General features: G+C 52.6%; 18 protein-coding genes. 5 read left to right on the forward strand and 13 right to left on the reverse strand.

Translation table 11 applies throughout. The annotated features are described in order from the left end of the window. Positions 1-53 precede the first annotated feature (53 nt). Together MV421_RS10435 and MV421_RS10440 are read left to right on the forward strand one after the other, a co-directional pair. The gene (locus MV421_RS10435) at positions 54-1,166 is read left to right on the forward strand and encodes an NAD(P)/FAD-dependent oxidoreductase (RefSeq protein ID WP_297417940.1); all 1,113 of its coding nucleotides are present in this window, start codon (positions 54-56) and stop codon (positions 1,164-1,166) included. Positions 1,167-1,181: 15 nt separating this feature from the next. Further along, positions 1,182-1,535, forward strand: coding sequence for an ASCH domain-containing protein (locus MV421_RS10440; protein ID WP_297417768.1), 354 nt, complete (start codon positions 1,182-1,184; stop codon positions 1,533-1,535). A gap of 80 nt (positions 1,536-1,615) precedes the next feature. On the opposite strand, the gene MV421_RS10445 is transcribed toward MV421_RS10440, so the two are convergent. The 4 genes from MV421_RS10445 to MV421_RS10460 all read right to left on the reverse strand — a co-directional run bounded on the left by MV421_RS10445 (position 1,616) and on the right by MV421_RS10460 (position 4,591). Next, positions 1,616-3,115, reverse strand: coding sequence for a carboxypeptidase M32 (locus MV421_RS10445; protein ID WP_297417937.1), 1,500 nt, complete (start codon positions 3,113-3,115; stop codon positions 1,616-1,618). A 157-nt stretch (positions 3,116-3,272) separates the two neighbouring features. Further along, complete coding sequence (locus MV421_RS11095) at positions 3,273-3,662, reverse strand: CGP-CTERM sorting domain-containing protein (protein WP_367271146.1); 390 nt, start codon at positions 3,660-3,662, stop codon at positions 3,273-3,275. Next, positions 3,659-4,351 carry a hypothetical protein gene (locus MV421_RS10455; protein WP_297417762.1) on the reverse strand — a complete coding sequence of 231 codons (693 nt, stop codon included), beginning with the start codon at positions 4,349-4,351 and terminating at the stop codon, positions 3,659-3,661. The genes MV421_RS11095 and MV421_RS10455 overlap by 4 nt, the downstream gene beginning before the upstream one ends. A 24-nt stretch (positions 4,352-4,375) precedes the next feature. Further along, entirely contained in the window at positions 4,376-4,591 is a 216-nt protein-coding gene (locus MV421_RS10460; protein WP_297417760.1) for a hypothetical protein, read from the reverse strand. A 183-nt stretch (positions 4,592-4,774) separates the two neighbouring features. On the opposite strand from MV421_RS10460, the gene MV421_RS10465 reads away from it, so the two are divergent. Beyond that, positions 4,775-5,599: a carbohydrate kinase family protein gene (locus MV421_RS10465; RefSeq protein ID WP_297417758.1), complete on the forward strand. Its 825-nt coding sequence runs from the start codon at positions 4,775-4,777 to the stop codon at positions 5,597-5,599. Here MV421_RS10465 and MV421_RS10470 read toward each other — a convergent pair. The 5 genes from MV421_RS10470 to MV421_RS10490 all read right to left on the reverse strand — a co-directional run bounded on the left by MV421_RS10470 (position 5,596) and on the right by MV421_RS10490 (position 9,554). Next, positions 5,596-6,018: a hypothetical protein gene (locus MV421_RS10470; RefSeq protein WP_297417756.1), complete on the reverse strand. Its 423-nt coding sequence runs from the start codon at positions 6,016-6,018 to the stop codon at positions 5,596-5,598. The two genes, MV421_RS10465 and MV421_RS10470, sit on opposite strands and share 4 nt — an antisense overlap. Then, a complete protein-coding gene (locus tag MV421_RS10475) occupies positions 6,015-7,241 on the reverse strand; it encodes a DUF58 domain-containing protein (RefSeq protein ID WP_297417934.1) in 1,227 nt (408 codons plus the stop codon). Before MV421_RS10475 ends, MV421_RS10470 begins: the two co-directional genes overlap by 4 nt. 88 nt (positions 7,242-7,329) lie before the next feature. Beyond that, positions 7,330-8,283, reverse strand: coding sequence for a MoxR family ATPase (locus tag MV421_RS10480; protein ID WP_297417753.1), 954 nt, complete (start codon positions 8,281-8,283; stop codon positions 7,330-7,332). Then, complete coding sequence (locus MV421_RS10485) at positions 8,273-8,704, reverse strand: hypothetical protein (RefSeq protein ID WP_297417750.1); 432 nt, start codon at positions 8,702-8,704, stop codon at positions 8,273-8,275. Before MV421_RS10485 ends, MV421_RS10480 begins: the two co-directional genes overlap by 11 nt. Continuing rightward, positions 8,694-9,554 carry a DUF4129 domain-containing protein gene (locus MV421_RS10490; RefSeq protein ID WP_297417748.1) on the reverse strand — a complete coding sequence of 287 codons (861 nt, stop codon included), beginning with the start codon at positions 9,552-9,554 and terminating at the stop codon, positions 8,694-8,696. Before MV421_RS10490 ends, MV421_RS10485 begins: the two co-directional genes overlap by 11 nt. Before the next feature lie 67 nt (positions 9,555-9,621). Between MV421_RS10490 and MV421_RS10495 the strand changes: the two genes are divergently transcribed. Next, positions 9,622-10,116 carry a DUF2118 domain-containing protein gene (locus tag MV421_RS10495; protein WP_297417932.1) on the forward strand — a complete coding sequence of 165 codons (495 nt, stop codon included), beginning with the start codon at positions 9,622-9,624 and terminating at the stop codon, positions 10,114-10,116. Here MV421_RS10495 and MV421_RS10500 read toward each other — a convergent pair whose 3' ends face one another. Then, positions 10,117-10,407, reverse strand: coding sequence for a hypothetical protein (locus tag MV421_RS10500; protein ID WP_297417746.1), 291 nt, complete (start codon positions 10,405-10,407; stop codon positions 10,117-10,119). A gap of 132 nt (positions 10,408-10,539) precedes the next feature. Between MV421_RS10500 and MV421_RS10505 the strand changes: the two genes are divergently transcribed. After that, on the forward strand, positions 10,540-11,037 hold the full coding sequence (locus MV421_RS10505) for a peptidylprolyl isomerase (RefSeq protein ID WP_297417929.1): 498 nt from the start codon (positions 10,540-10,542) through the stop codon (positions 11,035-11,037). On the opposite strand, the gene MV421_RS10510 is transcribed toward MV421_RS10505, so the two are convergent. Genes MV421_RS10510 through MV421_RS10520 form a run of 3 tightly spaced genes read right to left on the reverse strand, consistent with a single transcriptional unit; the run spans position 11,005 to position 14,999 of the window. Then, positions 11,005-11,916: a type II secretion system F family protein gene (locus MV421_RS10510; protein WP_297417744.1), complete on the reverse strand. Its 912-nt coding sequence runs from the start codon at positions 11,914-11,916 to the stop codon at positions 11,005-11,007. The genes MV421_RS10505 and MV421_RS10510 overlap by 33 nt on opposite strands. Positions 11,917-11,921: 5 nt before the next feature. Continuing rightward, positions 11,922-12,986 (reverse strand): type II secretion system F family protein, encoded by a 1,065-nt coding sequence (locus MV421_RS10515; RefSeq protein WP_297417742.1) that lies wholly within the window; start codon positions 12,984-12,986, stop codon positions 11,922-11,924. Between the two features lie 9 nt (positions 12,987-12,995). Next, positions 12,996-14,999: a CpaF family protein gene (locus MV421_RS10520; protein ID WP_297518322.1), complete on the reverse strand. Its 2,004-nt coding sequence runs from the start codon at positions 14,997-14,999 to the stop codon at positions 12,996-12,998. Between the last annotated feature and the right edge of the window lies 1 nt (position 15,000).

Genomic DNA, 15,000 nt, shown 5'->3' on the forward strand with positions numbered 1-15,000 from the left:
GGAAAGGTTAGGTTTTTAGGCTTTAAAAACCACTTCCACCGAGAGGGGTGAGGATGAAGTACGACGTTCTTATAATCGGCGGGGGCCCTGCCGGCAACTACCTGGCGAACCTGCTCGCAAGGGACTTCAGCGTCGCGATCGTCGAGAAGAAAGGCTCTTTTGGTGGAAAAGCCTGCACTGGTATAATCGGGACGAAGAACTACGAGAGACTCGGCTTTCCGGAGGAGGCGATACTTAACCAACTCCGTGGTGCGGTCTTCTACTCGCGAATACAGAGCTTCGAAATCGAGAGAAAGAAGCCGCAGGCTTATCTGGTCGACAGAAAAGTCCTAGAAAAGGCCTTGGCGGAGAGGGCCGTGAGTAGGGGCGTGGAATACTATATGGCCACCGCGTTCCAGGGCTTCAAAGGGGGGAAGGCAATCCTCCAGCACCTTGGAGAGAGGATCGAGGTGGAGGCTGACTTCTACGTTGGGGCCGATGGGGTTTCGAGCACGGTTGCGAAGGAGATGGGTGCAAAGACAAACGCGGAATTCCTGAGCGGCTATGAGGTCGAAGTCGTCGGCGATTTTAAGAAAGATTTCGTCGAGGTGTGGATCAACAAGGAGATAAATGGAGACTTCTTCATGTGGGTGGCGCCCGTGAATAAAGGTCTCGCGAGGGTTGGAACACTGGGGAGCATTGAAGCCCTGAACAGGTTCCTGAGGTTAAGGCGGCTCAAACCGACCTCCGTTGTTGAGTTCAAAGCAGGTTCAGTTGGCTTGGGCTGGAGGAAGCCCTGGGTTAGGGGAAACGTGGCCCTACTGGGAGACGCCGCACTCCAGATAAAGCCAACGACCGCCGGGGGGATAGTCTTCGGAGGAATATGCGCCCACGCGCTGAGGGAGGCACTCCTCTCGGGAAGGTTCAGTGATTACGAGAAGGTCTGTGGAGAAATAAGGAGGCAGATAAGCTTTGGCATGCGCTTCAGGAGAATATTCCTGGGAATGAGTCAGGGCGATGTGGAGAAGGTTTTCGAGGTTCTGGGGAGCAGGGAGGCCAGGGAGATCATAGAGGAACAGGCTGACTTCGATGACCACATTAAGACCGCCAAGGCACTCCTGAAGAGACCGAAGCTCCTCGCAAAGCTCATAAGGATAAGCCCATCGATAGTCCGCTACCTCGTGTGAACCGGGGGTAATAGAATGGGAACGTGGAGAATGGGCCTCCAAGGGGAGTACCTGAGGGCGATAGCCGAAGGAGGGAAGAAGATAGAAGGTCGCCTATACGACGAGAAGAGACAGAAAATAAGGCCGGGCGACACGATAATCTTTGAGAACAGGCTGATGTGCGTTGTCAAGGATATCCGCGTCTACTCGTCGTTCGGGGAGATGCTTGAAAAGGAGGGTCTGGAGAACGTTCTGCCCGGAGTAGAAAGCATTGAAGAGGGCGTTAGAGTTTACAGGCGCTTTTATAGTGAGGAGAGGGAGAGGAAGTACGGTGTTGCTGCCATAGAGGTCGAGCCTGTTGGGTGGGTTGGGAACCAGGCTACTGAATAATCCCTCAGCTCTTTAAAGTTCACAGGATTATCCTAAGTACGCATCCACGAGGACAAAATAAGAATAGCAAAAATGTAAAATCACAGGTACTTCTCTTTCACCCACTTTACGAAGTAGTCCGGGTTCAGTTCCTCGCCGATGGCCTTCTTCAGGAGTTCCTTCGGCGGGTAGATGCTTCCCCAGCGGTGGATCCTCTCGCGGAGCCAGGCCTTTATCGGCTCGAACTCGGCTTTAGCAACCTTCTCCTCGAAGTCTGGGATGTCGCGCTTGATGTGGTAGTAATACTGGGCCGCGAGGAGGGTTCCGATGCTGTAGGTCGGGAAGTAACCAATGGTTCCGTGCGCCCAGTGGATGTCCTGGAGGATTCCTTCTGCGTAGGTCTTTGGCCTTATGCCCAAAAGACGCTCCATCTCCTCGTTCCAGAGTTCTGGCAGGTCTTTCGCCTTAACGCCCTCATTGAGCATCATCCTCTCCAGCTTGAAGCGGAGGAGTATGTGGAAGTTGTAGGTAACGACATCTGCCTCCGTCCTAATGAAGTCGGGTCTGACTATGTTGAAGTAGAGGTAAACGTCCTCGGGTGTGTAGTTCCCCATGAACGGGAGGTTCTCCTTAAGCGTCGGGTAGATAAGCCCAGCGAACTCCCTTGACCTCCCTATGATGTTCTCCCAGAAGCGGCTCTGGCTCTCGTGGATTCCGAGGGAAACGCCACCCACTATCGGGCTGAACATGAAGCGTTCATCCTGCTGGAGTTCGTAGAGTGAATGCCCGAACTCGTGAACCGTGCTGAGTATCGTCCTCCTGAAGTCGTAGCCCTCGTATCTGGTGGTTATCCTGACGTCGCGGATGCCAAACTCGGTCGTGAATGGGTGGGCTGAAACATCTAAGCGAGAGCGGACTCCGAGCGGGAAGCCGAACTTCTGGAGAATCCAGAGGTTTACACGCTCCATCTGCTCTTTCTCGTACTTCTCCTTCTCGAGCGGGTGCTCCCTGGGAACCTTACCCTCTTCCATTATCTTCTCGACGAGGGGCTTGAGTTCCTTTTCAAGCTTGTCGAACATCCTCTCGACTTCTTTGGTGGTAGTTCCTTCCTCGAACATGTCGAGAAGGGCATCGTAAGGCTCCTCTTCATAGCCGAGATAATCAGCGGCCCGCTTGGCCAAATCAATGATTCTGTCGAGCCAAGGTTCGAACTTGGAGTAGTCGTTACTCTTCTTCGCCTCCTCCCAAGCCTTAGTTGCCTGGCTGGTTACCTCGCTCATCTCCCTAAGGAACTCCGGCGGGAATGATCTGCTTATCCTTATGTCCCTGTCAAGGACGCGAACAACGCCGTGCTCGTACTCGTTGAGACCTTCGATTCCCTTTGCCTTCTCCACAAGCTCGACGAACTCGGGCCTAAGGAGAAACTCCTGACCCATAACCGAAAGCTCGCCCTGGGCAACGCTCCTCTCAAGGATGCCCTCCTTTGGCATGTTAACCTCCATATCCCAGCCAAGGACACTCTGGGCGTGGTTTATTGCCCATATCCTCCTGTACTTCTCAAGAATCGTTTTAATGGTCTCGTTCTGGAAAACCTGCTCCATTTCCATCACGCTCCTTTCCTTGGGTAACTCCGTTTTCTATTCGCAGAGAAACTTTTAAACCTTTTCGATGGACATCTAAACGGAGGATTAGAAACTTTTTACTACACCCTCAATCCGGGCAGTAGTTGGAAATGGGACAAAAGACTGCAATCAACCGTTACATTAATCTTTTCCTCAAGAGAAGGGCACTGAGAGTTATCAGAACTATAAACGCAGGTCCGCAGATGCTCTTTTTGGTGGGTATTGAAGTCGTGGTTGTGTTCGCGTGGAGTGAAGTGGTATTCCCTCCAGCAGTGCGTGATGACCATGTCGTGTTCACTAACCTAATTGAAGTGACCGTTTCATTCGTTTTCTCGCTGGTGTTCGTGATGTTAAGCGTGGCGTTCTCCGGAATGGTTGTTTGGGCTATAGTCTCATTCGAGGTGGCGTTTTCTGGAGTAACAACCGGTTTGCAGAACGTTACGTTAACGATTTTAACGCTACTCGGAAACCAGAAGCCGGTTAAGTTCTCAGTCGCGTTGATGTAGAAGAGCGTCACGTTTTTCACTTGGCCATCCTTTTCAAGGAGGAAGTAAACCGGGAGCTTTGAGTGGGGGGTATTGCCAGGAACGGTGGAACGCTCGTGGGTTTCGTGACGCTTGAATTAACCCCAACGAAGAAGTAGGCTTTAAAAGGCCCGTAGTCAGGAGAAGGCAAAAACTCCTTCGGAACTACGATTTTCCAACCGTTTATTGTCCCGCGGGTTCTCATTATCGGAATGTTGGGGGATGTGACGTTAGTCTGTTCAACGCAGGAGGTATTCAGATTGAGGTGGTAAACGTATTTTTTGTTAAAACTTTCAACGGTTTCTGGAGAGTATGCGGAAAAGCTTACGTTAACGAACCAAGAACCGTTGGCGTAGTAAACCCAGTTGAAGTAAACGTAAGTTATGTTTTTGGGGGCGTAAGGCGGCAGGGATGCCTCCAACGCGGGAGTAAAGTTGAGGAGGTAGAACACAGAGCCGGTGTAATAGAATAAGTAATCATATACTTCATAAACTGACATCCAGCAGTTTCCTTTCATGTCGCAGGTGGTTCCCGTGTTGTCGATTTCGGCATTGATTAATGCCGCTGTCCCGTTGGAGTAAACCTTGTAGCTGACAACGTAGAAGTAACCGTTGAGCTTTACAGAGTAAACCGCCGAAGCAACCGGGGCAAAAAGAAGGAGGATTAAAAGAGGAATCACCATTCGGGACATCTCCCCCTCACCACGTCCACAACCTTAGCGACCATCCTCGTACCCGTCCCCGGTGTAGTTGATTCTTTTACCTTCACCACCAAGGAAAACAACCCTGTCAAAACCCCTGTCCTTGAACCACTGAACTACCTCGTAGTAAGAAGTTGGCCCCCTTCCCCCAAGGGTCATCCTCGATTCATACCCCCAAGAGACCCATCCCACCGAACCCACCACAAACCAAACTTCGACATAAGGAATCATCAATTCTCAATAGTTAATTAGTGTATAAAAACCTATTGGTTAAACAAATAGGTTTAAATCTGACTAAAAGTTCCAAAACAATCGAATTCAAGGAGAGTAAAGAATTACAATAGTCTAAACAACAACCGCTTGACTTAAAACTTGAAAGAACGTAAAGGCTGCAATTAATGGAGGGGCGATAAAATGATCGAGCTAGTTGTCCTCGGTCACGTTTCGATAGATACAATAGTTTTTCCTGATGGAAGAAAACTAGACATGCCCGGCGGTGCCGCTGCGGCCGTTGCTACTTCCGCTTCACTGGCCGGTGCAAAGGTGGGATTGGTTACAAAGGTGGGCGAGGATTTCCCGAGGGAGTGGCTGGAGAAACTCGCCCAGTACGTTGACATAAGGGGCTTTCAAATCCTGTCTGGAAGGACGATACACATCTGGGTGATCTATAGAGAAGATGGGAGCGTCGAGTCGCCCGTTGAGATGGGCGTTGCCGAGAGGATGGGTGAGACGCCGATTCCGGAGGAATACCTGAACGCGAAGATCTTTCACATAGCTCCGATTCCACCGGAGGAACAGCTGAAGGTTATTAAGAGGCTCGAGGGGAAGAGGGTAAGCCTCGACTTCAACCCGACGTACATAGACGACTACCGGAGCAGGACGGACCTCGTGAGGGAGATCGTTTCCCGCGTTGAGGTGCTCTTCCCAAACGAGAGGGAGGCATTGATCATAACCGGAGCGGAGACGGTTGAGGAAGCCGCGGAGGTTCTCCACGAGTGGGGGGCAAAGCTCGTCGTGATAACGCGCGGTGAGAAGGGGGTTCTGCTCTACGATGGCGACTTTCACAACTTCTCCGCTCTCCCCGTAGAGGGCGACGTAGACCCCACCGGAGCTGGGGACGCCTTTGCAGGCGGCTTCCTCGCCGGTTACTCGCGCGGGAACCCGCTGGAGGAGTGTGTGAGGCTCGGTCTCGAAAGGGCGAGGGAGGTTCTAAAAAAGGAGGGCAGTTGGAGCATCTAATCCGTCGTCATCCTTAGGAAGAGGTAGAGGACGACGAGGAAGAGCGCCGCAACCCCCGTGACCTCCAGGCGGGGGGTAAAGCGGGCGAGAAAGACCATCAGAGTGTAGATGGGGAACGCCAGAAGTACCGCACCCAAGAGGATTAGGTAGTGCTCCTTGGGGGCACCCTTCCTGTCGAGGTATGCCATTTCAGCGGTCAACAGCGCCAGTGAGATAACACTCAAACCGTAGATGCCCCCTATTCTGTGGTAGATGAGGTAGAGCGAAACCGACAGGAAGAGAGCGAGACCCATCGAGTACCACCGGAGGGCCAACAGGCCTATCGGGAGGAGGATGAGGGTCCAGAGGTTCAGCCCGGCCAGTATAGCAAAGAGCAGCGCAAGTGGAATAAGCGAGTAGAGGCGCCTTTTGAGCTTCATGGGCCAACCACCTCCGCCATGGCAACCTTGAGGGGCTTCCCCACGTCCCAGTCAACCACCACCCCATAGGAAGACATTTTCCTGAGAAGGGCCTTCCGCTCCAGTTTGAGGAGCCTTAATGCAATCTCTTCCTCACGGCTCTTCGGCTCAACGGCGGTGTAGGGATTCGGGCTTATCACGACGACGTTGTAGCCGAAGGAAGCCATTGTCTTGAGGGCCTTCCTGCTTTCCTCCGTCAGAAGGGGTGAGAGGTAAACCAGCTGCGCCCTCGGTGGGAAGTGGGAGCGTATGAGGTGCTCAACCTGGTAGGCTATCATGTTGTTCTTATCGGGTTTTGCAGTGCTCAGGAAGTCTATGCACTTGAAGAAGTGTCTCTTGCCGTAGTCAGGCCTTACCCAGAGGGGAACATCTTCAGCCAAGAGAAGGCCGAAGCTCGTGCCGTCGTTCAGGGCGTTGAGCATCAACGATGCCGCGGCCCTTATGAGGTGGTCGAACACAAGCTCCCCACGGTAGGACGCGTCGACGATGAAGACGACGTCCACCTTTCTCTCACTTTCGTACTCATTGACCATTACCCTCCCGGTTCTCGCGGTCGCCTTCCAGTTGATTATCCTGAGCGGATCACCCGGTTGATACTCCCTTATCGCGTGGAACTCAACGCCCTCACCGACCCTCGGTGATGGAAGGGCACCAACGGTTATCTTGGTTCCCCTTGTAGAGTAGGGAGTGGGAACATCCTCTATAGCGGGAACGCCGATCACCTCGGTGTAAAGGTCAATCCGTTCCGTAAAGTGGAAGAGGCCGAAGGGGTCGAGGTAGCTTAGCTCGACCCAGTTAAACTCGTGAACCCCGCGCTTCACCCTGATCGTGTAGCGAAGGCTCTTGGATTCACCCTTGGAGAGCGAGATGAGCCACTCCCTCCTTCCGGAGGTGAGGCCAAGGCCTTCCGGAAGGTCGTCTCTTACCCTAAGACCCACGATGCGCTCTTCAGAGCTTATCCTCAGGATTACCTCGACCTCGCTCCCCTCAAGGAAGCGGTTGTGGGGAAGAATTCTCTCAACCTCGACCCTGATCCGCGGCTTGAAGAAGAAGACCGCCGTGAAGAGGGGCAGGAGGAGGGGAAGAACCAGGTAGGCGAGAGACCAGCGGACCATGAGGAAATCCACGACTACGATTCCCCATATCGTAACGAGCAGGCCCCACGCTTTTCCGGTGGGAACCATCCTGCCTTCAAGCTCGACCTTTTTCTCGCGGCGGTTGGGGTCGTAAGGAAAGGTGATGGAAAGCTGCTGCACTCAACCTCACCTGATCTCACTCGAATTTGGGAACAGGAACCTTTTCGAGGAGTTTCTCCATTATCCTCTCGGGGCTGACCTTTGTGTACCAGAGCTCCCTCTTTAGGATGAGCCTGTGGCTCAAAGCCGGAACTGCAACGGCCTTGACGTCGTCCGGGATAATGTAGTCCCTGCCCTCGAGTGCCGCGTACGCCCGGGAGAGCTTCAAAAGGGCCAGGGAACCCCTCGGAGAGGCACCTATCTCGACCTCCCTCTTGTCCTCCCTCGTGGCTGTCACGATATCGGTTATGTACTCCAGTATGGCGTCGCTGACGTAGACGTCCTCTATCGTTTGCTGCATCTCAACGACCTCTTCCTCGCTCAACATCCTTTTAACGTCCGCTTCCTCCTTCTTCCTCGCCATTCTCCTGCGGAGTATCTCCACCTCCTCACCCTTAGTGGGGTAGCCAACGCGGAGCCTGACGAGAAAGCGATCGAGCTGGGCTTCCGGCAGGGGATATGTCCCCTCCTGCTCTATGGGGTTCTGGGTGGCTATGACGATGAAAGGCGTTGGAAGGGCGTAGGTGTTTCCCTCAACCGTTACCTGCCTCTCCTGCATGGCCTCAAGCAGGGCCGACTGCGTCTTCGGCGGGGCACGGTTTATCTCGTCCGCGAGGAGGAAGTTGGTGAAGACAGGCCCCCGTCTGAACTCAAACTCCAGCGATTTCTGGTTGAAGACCGAAACGCCGAGGATGTCGCTTGGCAGGAGGTCGGGCGTGAACTGGACGCGCGTGAACCGCACTCCCATTGCGCTCGCAAAGCTCTTTGCCATCAGCGTCTTGGCCAGCCCAGGCAGGTCCTCAAGCAGGATGTGGCCGTTGGCCAGGATCGTCGTCAGCATGAGCTTCAGCACGTTCTCCTTTCCGACTATCACTTTGCTAACCTCGTTCAAGACGGCGGTTCCCTTCTCGTGTATCTCCTCAATCTTCATTCAGATCATCCTCCACAATCTTAAGTGCCCTCTCAAGGTTGTCCAGGAAGTCCCCCTCAGAGAGGAGGGCCTTTAAAGCCCCGTTAGGCTCGTTCATTAGGGATTGAAAAGTTGAACCGTAATCGTCCGAGAGAGTGGCATATATCCCCGCTATCTGCTCCGCAACGAGGGAGCGGGCCACCTTCCCGGTTTTGGCTTTCTTTATCAGCGTCACGGTGCGTTCAATGTCCGTCTTTACTTCAGTCTGAGCCGAGCGGCCCAGCCGAGGGATAACCCCAGCCATATCCATGTTGAAGAGGATAACGCCAAACAGGATGCCAATTGAAAGTACAGCAAGCCAGCGGGCAACGTAGGGGGCGGGGAATATCGCAAGTGCTACAAGGAGAGCCACTATGACCGCTATGCCCAGGTTAGTCCTCATCGATAACACCCCTCATCCTCCGGTACACTTCAAGTGCTCTCTTCGCGTCCTCCCAGGTGACTCTCTCGGGCGCGTACTTCGCCTTCTCGAAGAGCCTCGTTAGAGTTGTGAAAGCCTTTCTGAAGATGTTAACGTGCTCAACGTGCTCCCAGTGAGTCCAGCTCTCACTATAGGGGATTCCAAGCACCTCAAGCCAGAGAACGGCGTTCTTGTATATCCCAACCACAGCCTCCTTCGGGTCGGAGAAGGCATCCAAACCGAGTTCTTCGACTTTCCTGTCGAACTTCAGGGCTTTTTCGCGCATCTCCTTTCTCTTCCGCTTTTTGAGTGCATCGCGGTAGTATACCACACCGAAGTAGATGAAACCCAGCGCTATAATGATGAAACCTGTGTAGAGCAGGTAGTCCGGTGGAATAGAACCCGTAGCGGTGGTGTTCGTAACATTCCCGAAACCGTGGGCGTTCAGGGGGTGATAGTTGGCTAGAGCAGTTCCGTTTGTGATGTTGGAGGTGTTGTTCAGGATTATGGTTATGTGCTCCCCTTTCTGACGGGAGGCAAAGAAGTAAAGCGCAACTATTCCTCCAACCAGCATCAGGAGCCAGCCAAGGGTATAGTTCCCATCAGTGTTTACGATGCGCTTGTGGGGAATGTCGCGCCAGCTCATAAGAACGAGCGCGGCCACGATGAGGCCTATGACATCGAGGACGAAAAGCCCCTTGGTGATCGTCCACATAGATGTTCCAAGAGGATGCTTCTCAAGCTGCCCAGTCTCCGCACTGTAATTCATCAGGAGAGTCATGAATGCGATAACAAGTCCGAACAGTGTTGCTATCTTAACCCTGATGGACATTTCTACCGAGTGATGTACTCAGGTCAGCTTTAAAAGCTTTTACCCCTAAGTAAAAGAGGTGATAAAAATGGAGAGGATGCCGAGGCTTTACGTTGAGGGAAGCGCGGAGGAGTGTGTTGAAGGCGGGAAGGCCAAAAGTGAGTGCGTCATTCTCCAGGGAAACGTCGAGGTATGGCTTGAGAGTGGAGGGGACGTTCCCGAGTGTATAAACCTTGAGACTGCGGAGTTCCTTGTGAAGGAAGTCTACGACCGCTTTTACCAGTACGTTGACGGTTCAACGGGCAGAATGAAGGCCGACGCGGTTCTCGTCCTCCCGGATGGAAGAACCAGGATATATCTCAGAAAAGGCGATGGGCTTCTCCTCCTCCCGGTAGAAGGTTACACCAAGACGATAATAGCGAACGTTGGCAACCGCGTCAGGAAAGGGGATGCCTTCGCGGCAGTAACAACCAAGAAGGGGGAAGTCCACTACCTCAAGCCGCCAAAGAGCGGAACGGTGGTGTTCATAGACGAGATAACCCAGAGACCGCACTACGTTTATTACATCCTCCCCGAGGAGTGATCACTCCATCCCCTCCATCATGGCGTCTATACTCGATCGTATGGCCAGTTTTATCCCCTTTTCCTTATCCATGCCTTTAAGAGTTCGAGTGTTGTTGGGGCTCGTTATTATAAGCGACCACCGGTACACGTCGTCCTTCAGCGGGCTACTCTGGAACATCGCTATAAACCTCTTTTTCCCCGCTGACACTTCCACTATCTCAACGTCCGTTTCCCCGAGCTTCGACCGGTAGACTTCCTTAACATCGAGGTTTCCGTACTCCCCTTGGAGCATCTCAGAAAAATATCCCATATTATCACCCACATCAACTTGAACTTTATAGTATATTAACTTTTCCGCTCTTCCCACGTATGTTTCACGATGGCCAAAACTTTATAAGAGGGCCGGGCAACTCCAACCGAGGAAGTTTTGGAGTTGAAGAAAATGAAGGTTGAAGCTGGAGATTTTGTAAAGTTCCACTACGTTGGAAGGTTTGAGAACGGTGAGGTTTTTGACACCAGTTACGAGGACATCGCAAAGGAGAACGGCATATTGGTTGAGGATAGAGAATACGGGCCCCTTGGGGTGAACATAGGAGCGGGAGAAATAATCCCCGGACTCGACGAGGCTATAATTGGAATGGAACCCGGCGAGAAGAAGACCGTAACGGTCCCCCCAGAAAAGGCCTATGGAATGCCCAACCCGGAGCTTGTGGTCACGGTGCCCGTATCCGAGTTCACGCAGGTCGGCCTTGAACCGGTTGAAGGTATGTACGTCATGACCGACTCGGGAATAGCCAAGATAGTGAAGGTGGCAGAGGACGGTGTTGAACTCGACTTCAACCACCCGCTGGCTGGGAAAATCCTCTTCTTTGAGGTTGAGGTGGTGGAAGTCAAAAAAGAAGGGGCATCAGATGCCCATTCCGCTGAAGTTGAGGGTTAAAGTACCCTTGAATATAGCGACTCCCATAAGGACGAGCAGCAGGCTGTACTTTATGCCCGCTGTGTATTTTCCCTCTCTTATTATCCCGATTCCAAGACCAGAGATTACGGCCTGAGCCACAACAAACCCCAAGATAATCGTGTTTATTGTGTCTACTGGAAAGGTAATTGAAGCCGAACTGACGTTCTTCATGACCTGAGCCACGATGCCAAGGATTAACGGTCCGATAAAACCGCTGGTGATTATGAAGAACATCATCTGCATACCAGTCGAGGCTTTTCTCTCCTGCTTTATCCTGAGTACCTCCCTGACATCATTTCCAACGTAAACTAGGACCTCGCTCATTGGAGCGCCCCTTTCGAGTGCCTCTATGATAATCATCATTGAACGATAAAGAACGGTGGACTTCCTGTTCCTGAGGGCAAAGGCTCTGAGAGCCTCAACGGTGGGACGACCCTTCTTTATCTCCGAGACGGTCTTCTTGAATTCCTCCGTCAGGGCACCGAATTTCGCGGTGGTAAGCTCCTCAAGGGCCTCTGAGAAGGAAATCCCGGCCCGGAGTGAGCTGGCCAGGTAAAAGAAGGCATCAGGAAGGTTCCTTTCCATCTCCTCGGTGCGCTTCATCACGCGCCAATAGGGATAGCCGAAGACCATGCCAAGGAAAACCACAATGAAAGTTCCGAGGGTGTAGAGCCAGCTGCTGAACATGGCGACCATAACAGCAAATATAACCCCCAAGAGCAGGGATACTACCAGATACTCTGCGGCGAGGAAGTTAATCCCCGAGGAGTATATAAAAAGCTCGTAACGTTTCATCCATTTGGACGGAACGAGCTTGTTGACGAGTGAGATGAGAGACAATGATAATCCGCTCGCCATGTTTATCACCTGGGCTCTCCCTTCTTTATCATGTTGATTATTATGAGCGAGAGGGCAGGGAAAGCAAGCAAGAGCATTATGGCTATCGTTGATGGTGGCATGATGAGGCCCTGCGCCATCACCGAACCGGCGAGGATTCCTACGACAAACATCGTGGGCGTGACTATTGTAAGGAACATGTAGATGAAGGATACACCATTGACCTTCTGGACGTACTCAACAAGCTTCATCCTGTACTCAAAGGAGAAGTCCTCCGCCATCTTGTACATTATGTCCGCGAGGTTTCCCCCGAACTTAACCGCCCTGAGCATCTGCTTAACGACCCTGCTAACGCTCTCGGAATCCATCTTCTGCTCGAACCTCGTCATCGCATCCTCAAAGGAGGAACCTGTTCTCATGTCCATCAGGACGAGTTCAAACTCCTCAGATATGGGACCGTAGTCCGCCTTTGCAACGGAGAGCATTGACTCCGCGACACCAACGCCGGCACTGAGGAGCGACGCCATATGCCTGAGGGCGTAGGGAAGAGCCCTCTCAACCTCCATAACACGCCTCCTCCACACCATCTTTGGGTACTGACGCATGTACATGAAGCCACCCACGAAGCCGAGGAAGCCGAGTAGCAGTATGTTTTCAAAGGACAAAAAAAGGAGGTAGCCAGTTATCATCAGGAAGAACGCCGCGAAGACCGAAACCACAACCATCGTAGCCACGTACTTCTCCTTGGGGGTGTTTATGTTGGCGCGGTAGAGGTCCTGGTCAAGACCCTTAAGGGAGTTGGTGAGCGATGTTATCGGCCCTTTGAAGTAGCGGAGGAGGGCCTCAGCGAGCCTATCTGAGAACGAGGACTGCATCTCTCTCTTTCTCCACTCCAGCATCTCTTCCATCTGCTTCTCCCGCTCGTCCTCGAAGCTCTCCTTCTCTACTTCTTTCTGGAGCTGTTTGAGTGCTCTAAGCCTCTCCTGAACGCTCTTTCCCTGAGGAATTCTCCTCATCGGCTTCTCAGTTACCTCTATCGTCTTACCGCCGAGCCTCTCGAGGAAGTTCATGAATCCATCGACCACTCCCATGCTACCACCTCACATCACGGTCTTTATCTGCTTGCTGGCCTCGGTGTTGCCCTCCGCCTCTATCTTCCTGAGAAGTGCATCTTCATCGATGTAGAACTGACTTATGTAGTAACCGACCTTCTCTATATTCCTTATGCCCCTCTCTATCATCCAGTCAAGGATTATCTTTCTCTTCTCCTTTTCAAGCTCAATCTCAGCGATGCTCATGCCGGTATGATGGGCAAGGTTGTTGAGGGTTCTGCTCGGGACGCCTGTCGGGACAAGCTCGTCCTTTGCCGGGTCGTACTTGTAGAGTTTGTTGAGCTGGATGCTCTCACCTTCCATTCCGGAAATCTCCGCTATCTCCGTTATGCGCCTTATAGTACCCTTCTTTCTGCTATGGAAACGGATCTGCATTAGGATTATGTCCAATGCAGGGATCATTATCCTTGGAACGTTCATTGGGGGACTTTCAAGCCTGATTATAGTCTCACGGGCACTGTTGGAGTGAATTGTGCTCATACAGCCGTCATGTCCCGTGTTCATTGCGGTGAACATCGTTCTTGCCTCCGAGCCACGAACCTCACCGACGATGATTCTATCCGGACGCATACGGAGGGTGTTCCTCACGAGGTCGTCCATGGTTATCTCACCCTTGCCCTCAAGGTTCGGCGGCCTCGTCTCAAGCCGTACCCAGTGCTCAACGGGGAGCTGAAGCTCAGCGGTGTCCTCTATGCTTATGACGCGCTCACTCGGAGGGATAAACATGCCAAGTGAGTTTAGGGTGGTCGTTTTTCCGGAACCGGTTCCTCCAGCTACGAGAATGTTGGCGGGCTTAACACCAAGACCGTCGACGAGGATCCATAGAAAGGCCGCTATCTCGGTGTTCATAGTGCCGTACTTTATGAGGTCGATTATGGTGAGGGGATCACGCTTGAACTTACGGATTGTTATCGTAGGCCCATCAAGGCTTATCGGGGATATCGTGGCGTTGACACGGCTCCCATCCGGAAGGCGAGCATCGAGGAGTGGACTCTGCTGATCAATCCTCCTGCCGACTTCCCTCGCTATTCTCTCTATAATGTTGAGTATTCCCCTGTCCTCCCGGAAGACGATGTTTGTTTTACACATGCTGAAGCGCCTGTGCCACACGTAGACGGGCTTGTTGGTTCCGATCACCATTATCTCCTCAAGGTTGTCGTCGCGAACCAGCGGGTCGAGCTTGTCGTAGCCTATCATGGCCTGAACTATCATATCTGCAAGAACCTCAACCCTGCCCTCCGAGAACTGGGGGGCCTCTGCCTTTATCATCTTCCTGACCGCGTTCATGAAGACCCTTCTGCGCTCTTCAGAGTCAGGGAAAGCAGTGGGGTCGATTTGAAGTTCAGTTATCGCCCTGTCTCTTATCTTCCCGAGAAGCTCTTCCTCCTCGCGGCTGAGCTTGGGCATGCGAATCTCATAGACAGGAACTGGTTCACCCTTGACCTTGAGGATGCGAACGTTGCCGTAAGCGTCGAGAACCTCGGCCCTGCCAGCGTAGTTCATCTCCTCAGGGCGGGTCGAGGAGCCCAGTATGTCCTGAAGGGTAGAGACGGGTTTCGGCTTGGGCTGGGGGGTGGGGGATGGTTTTGTAGGGAGTGAAGAGCCGCCGAGTATTCCACTGAGCAGGTCAGAACCCGTTGGTCTATCTTTGGTTGCTTCCTCAGGCATCGTCGGCTTGCTCAGTATATTCTGAAGATCCAGCCCCCCTCCACCACTCGGGGAAGGAAGCTCTGAGGATTCAGATTGTTTGGGAGACTTGCTTTCAGACTTCTTCTCCGGCTTTTTGGATTCTTCTCCACCACCAAGGATTGACAGCAGAGGGTTCTCAGAGGAGGTCTCACTAGGGGAGCTAGATCCAATGGTCGAGTCGGAGGGTTTGGACTTTGAGCCACCCTTGAGCATGTTCTCAAGTAGGTCATCCTCCCCACTAAGTATTTCATCTATCCATGAGGTGGGCTTCTTTTTCTTCCTCTCATCTTCGTCGAAGAGCAAA

The organism is Thermococcus sp. (genome assembly GCF_027023865.1).
GTDB lineage: Archaea > Methanobacteriota_B > Thermococci > Thermococcales > Thermococcaceae > Thermococcus.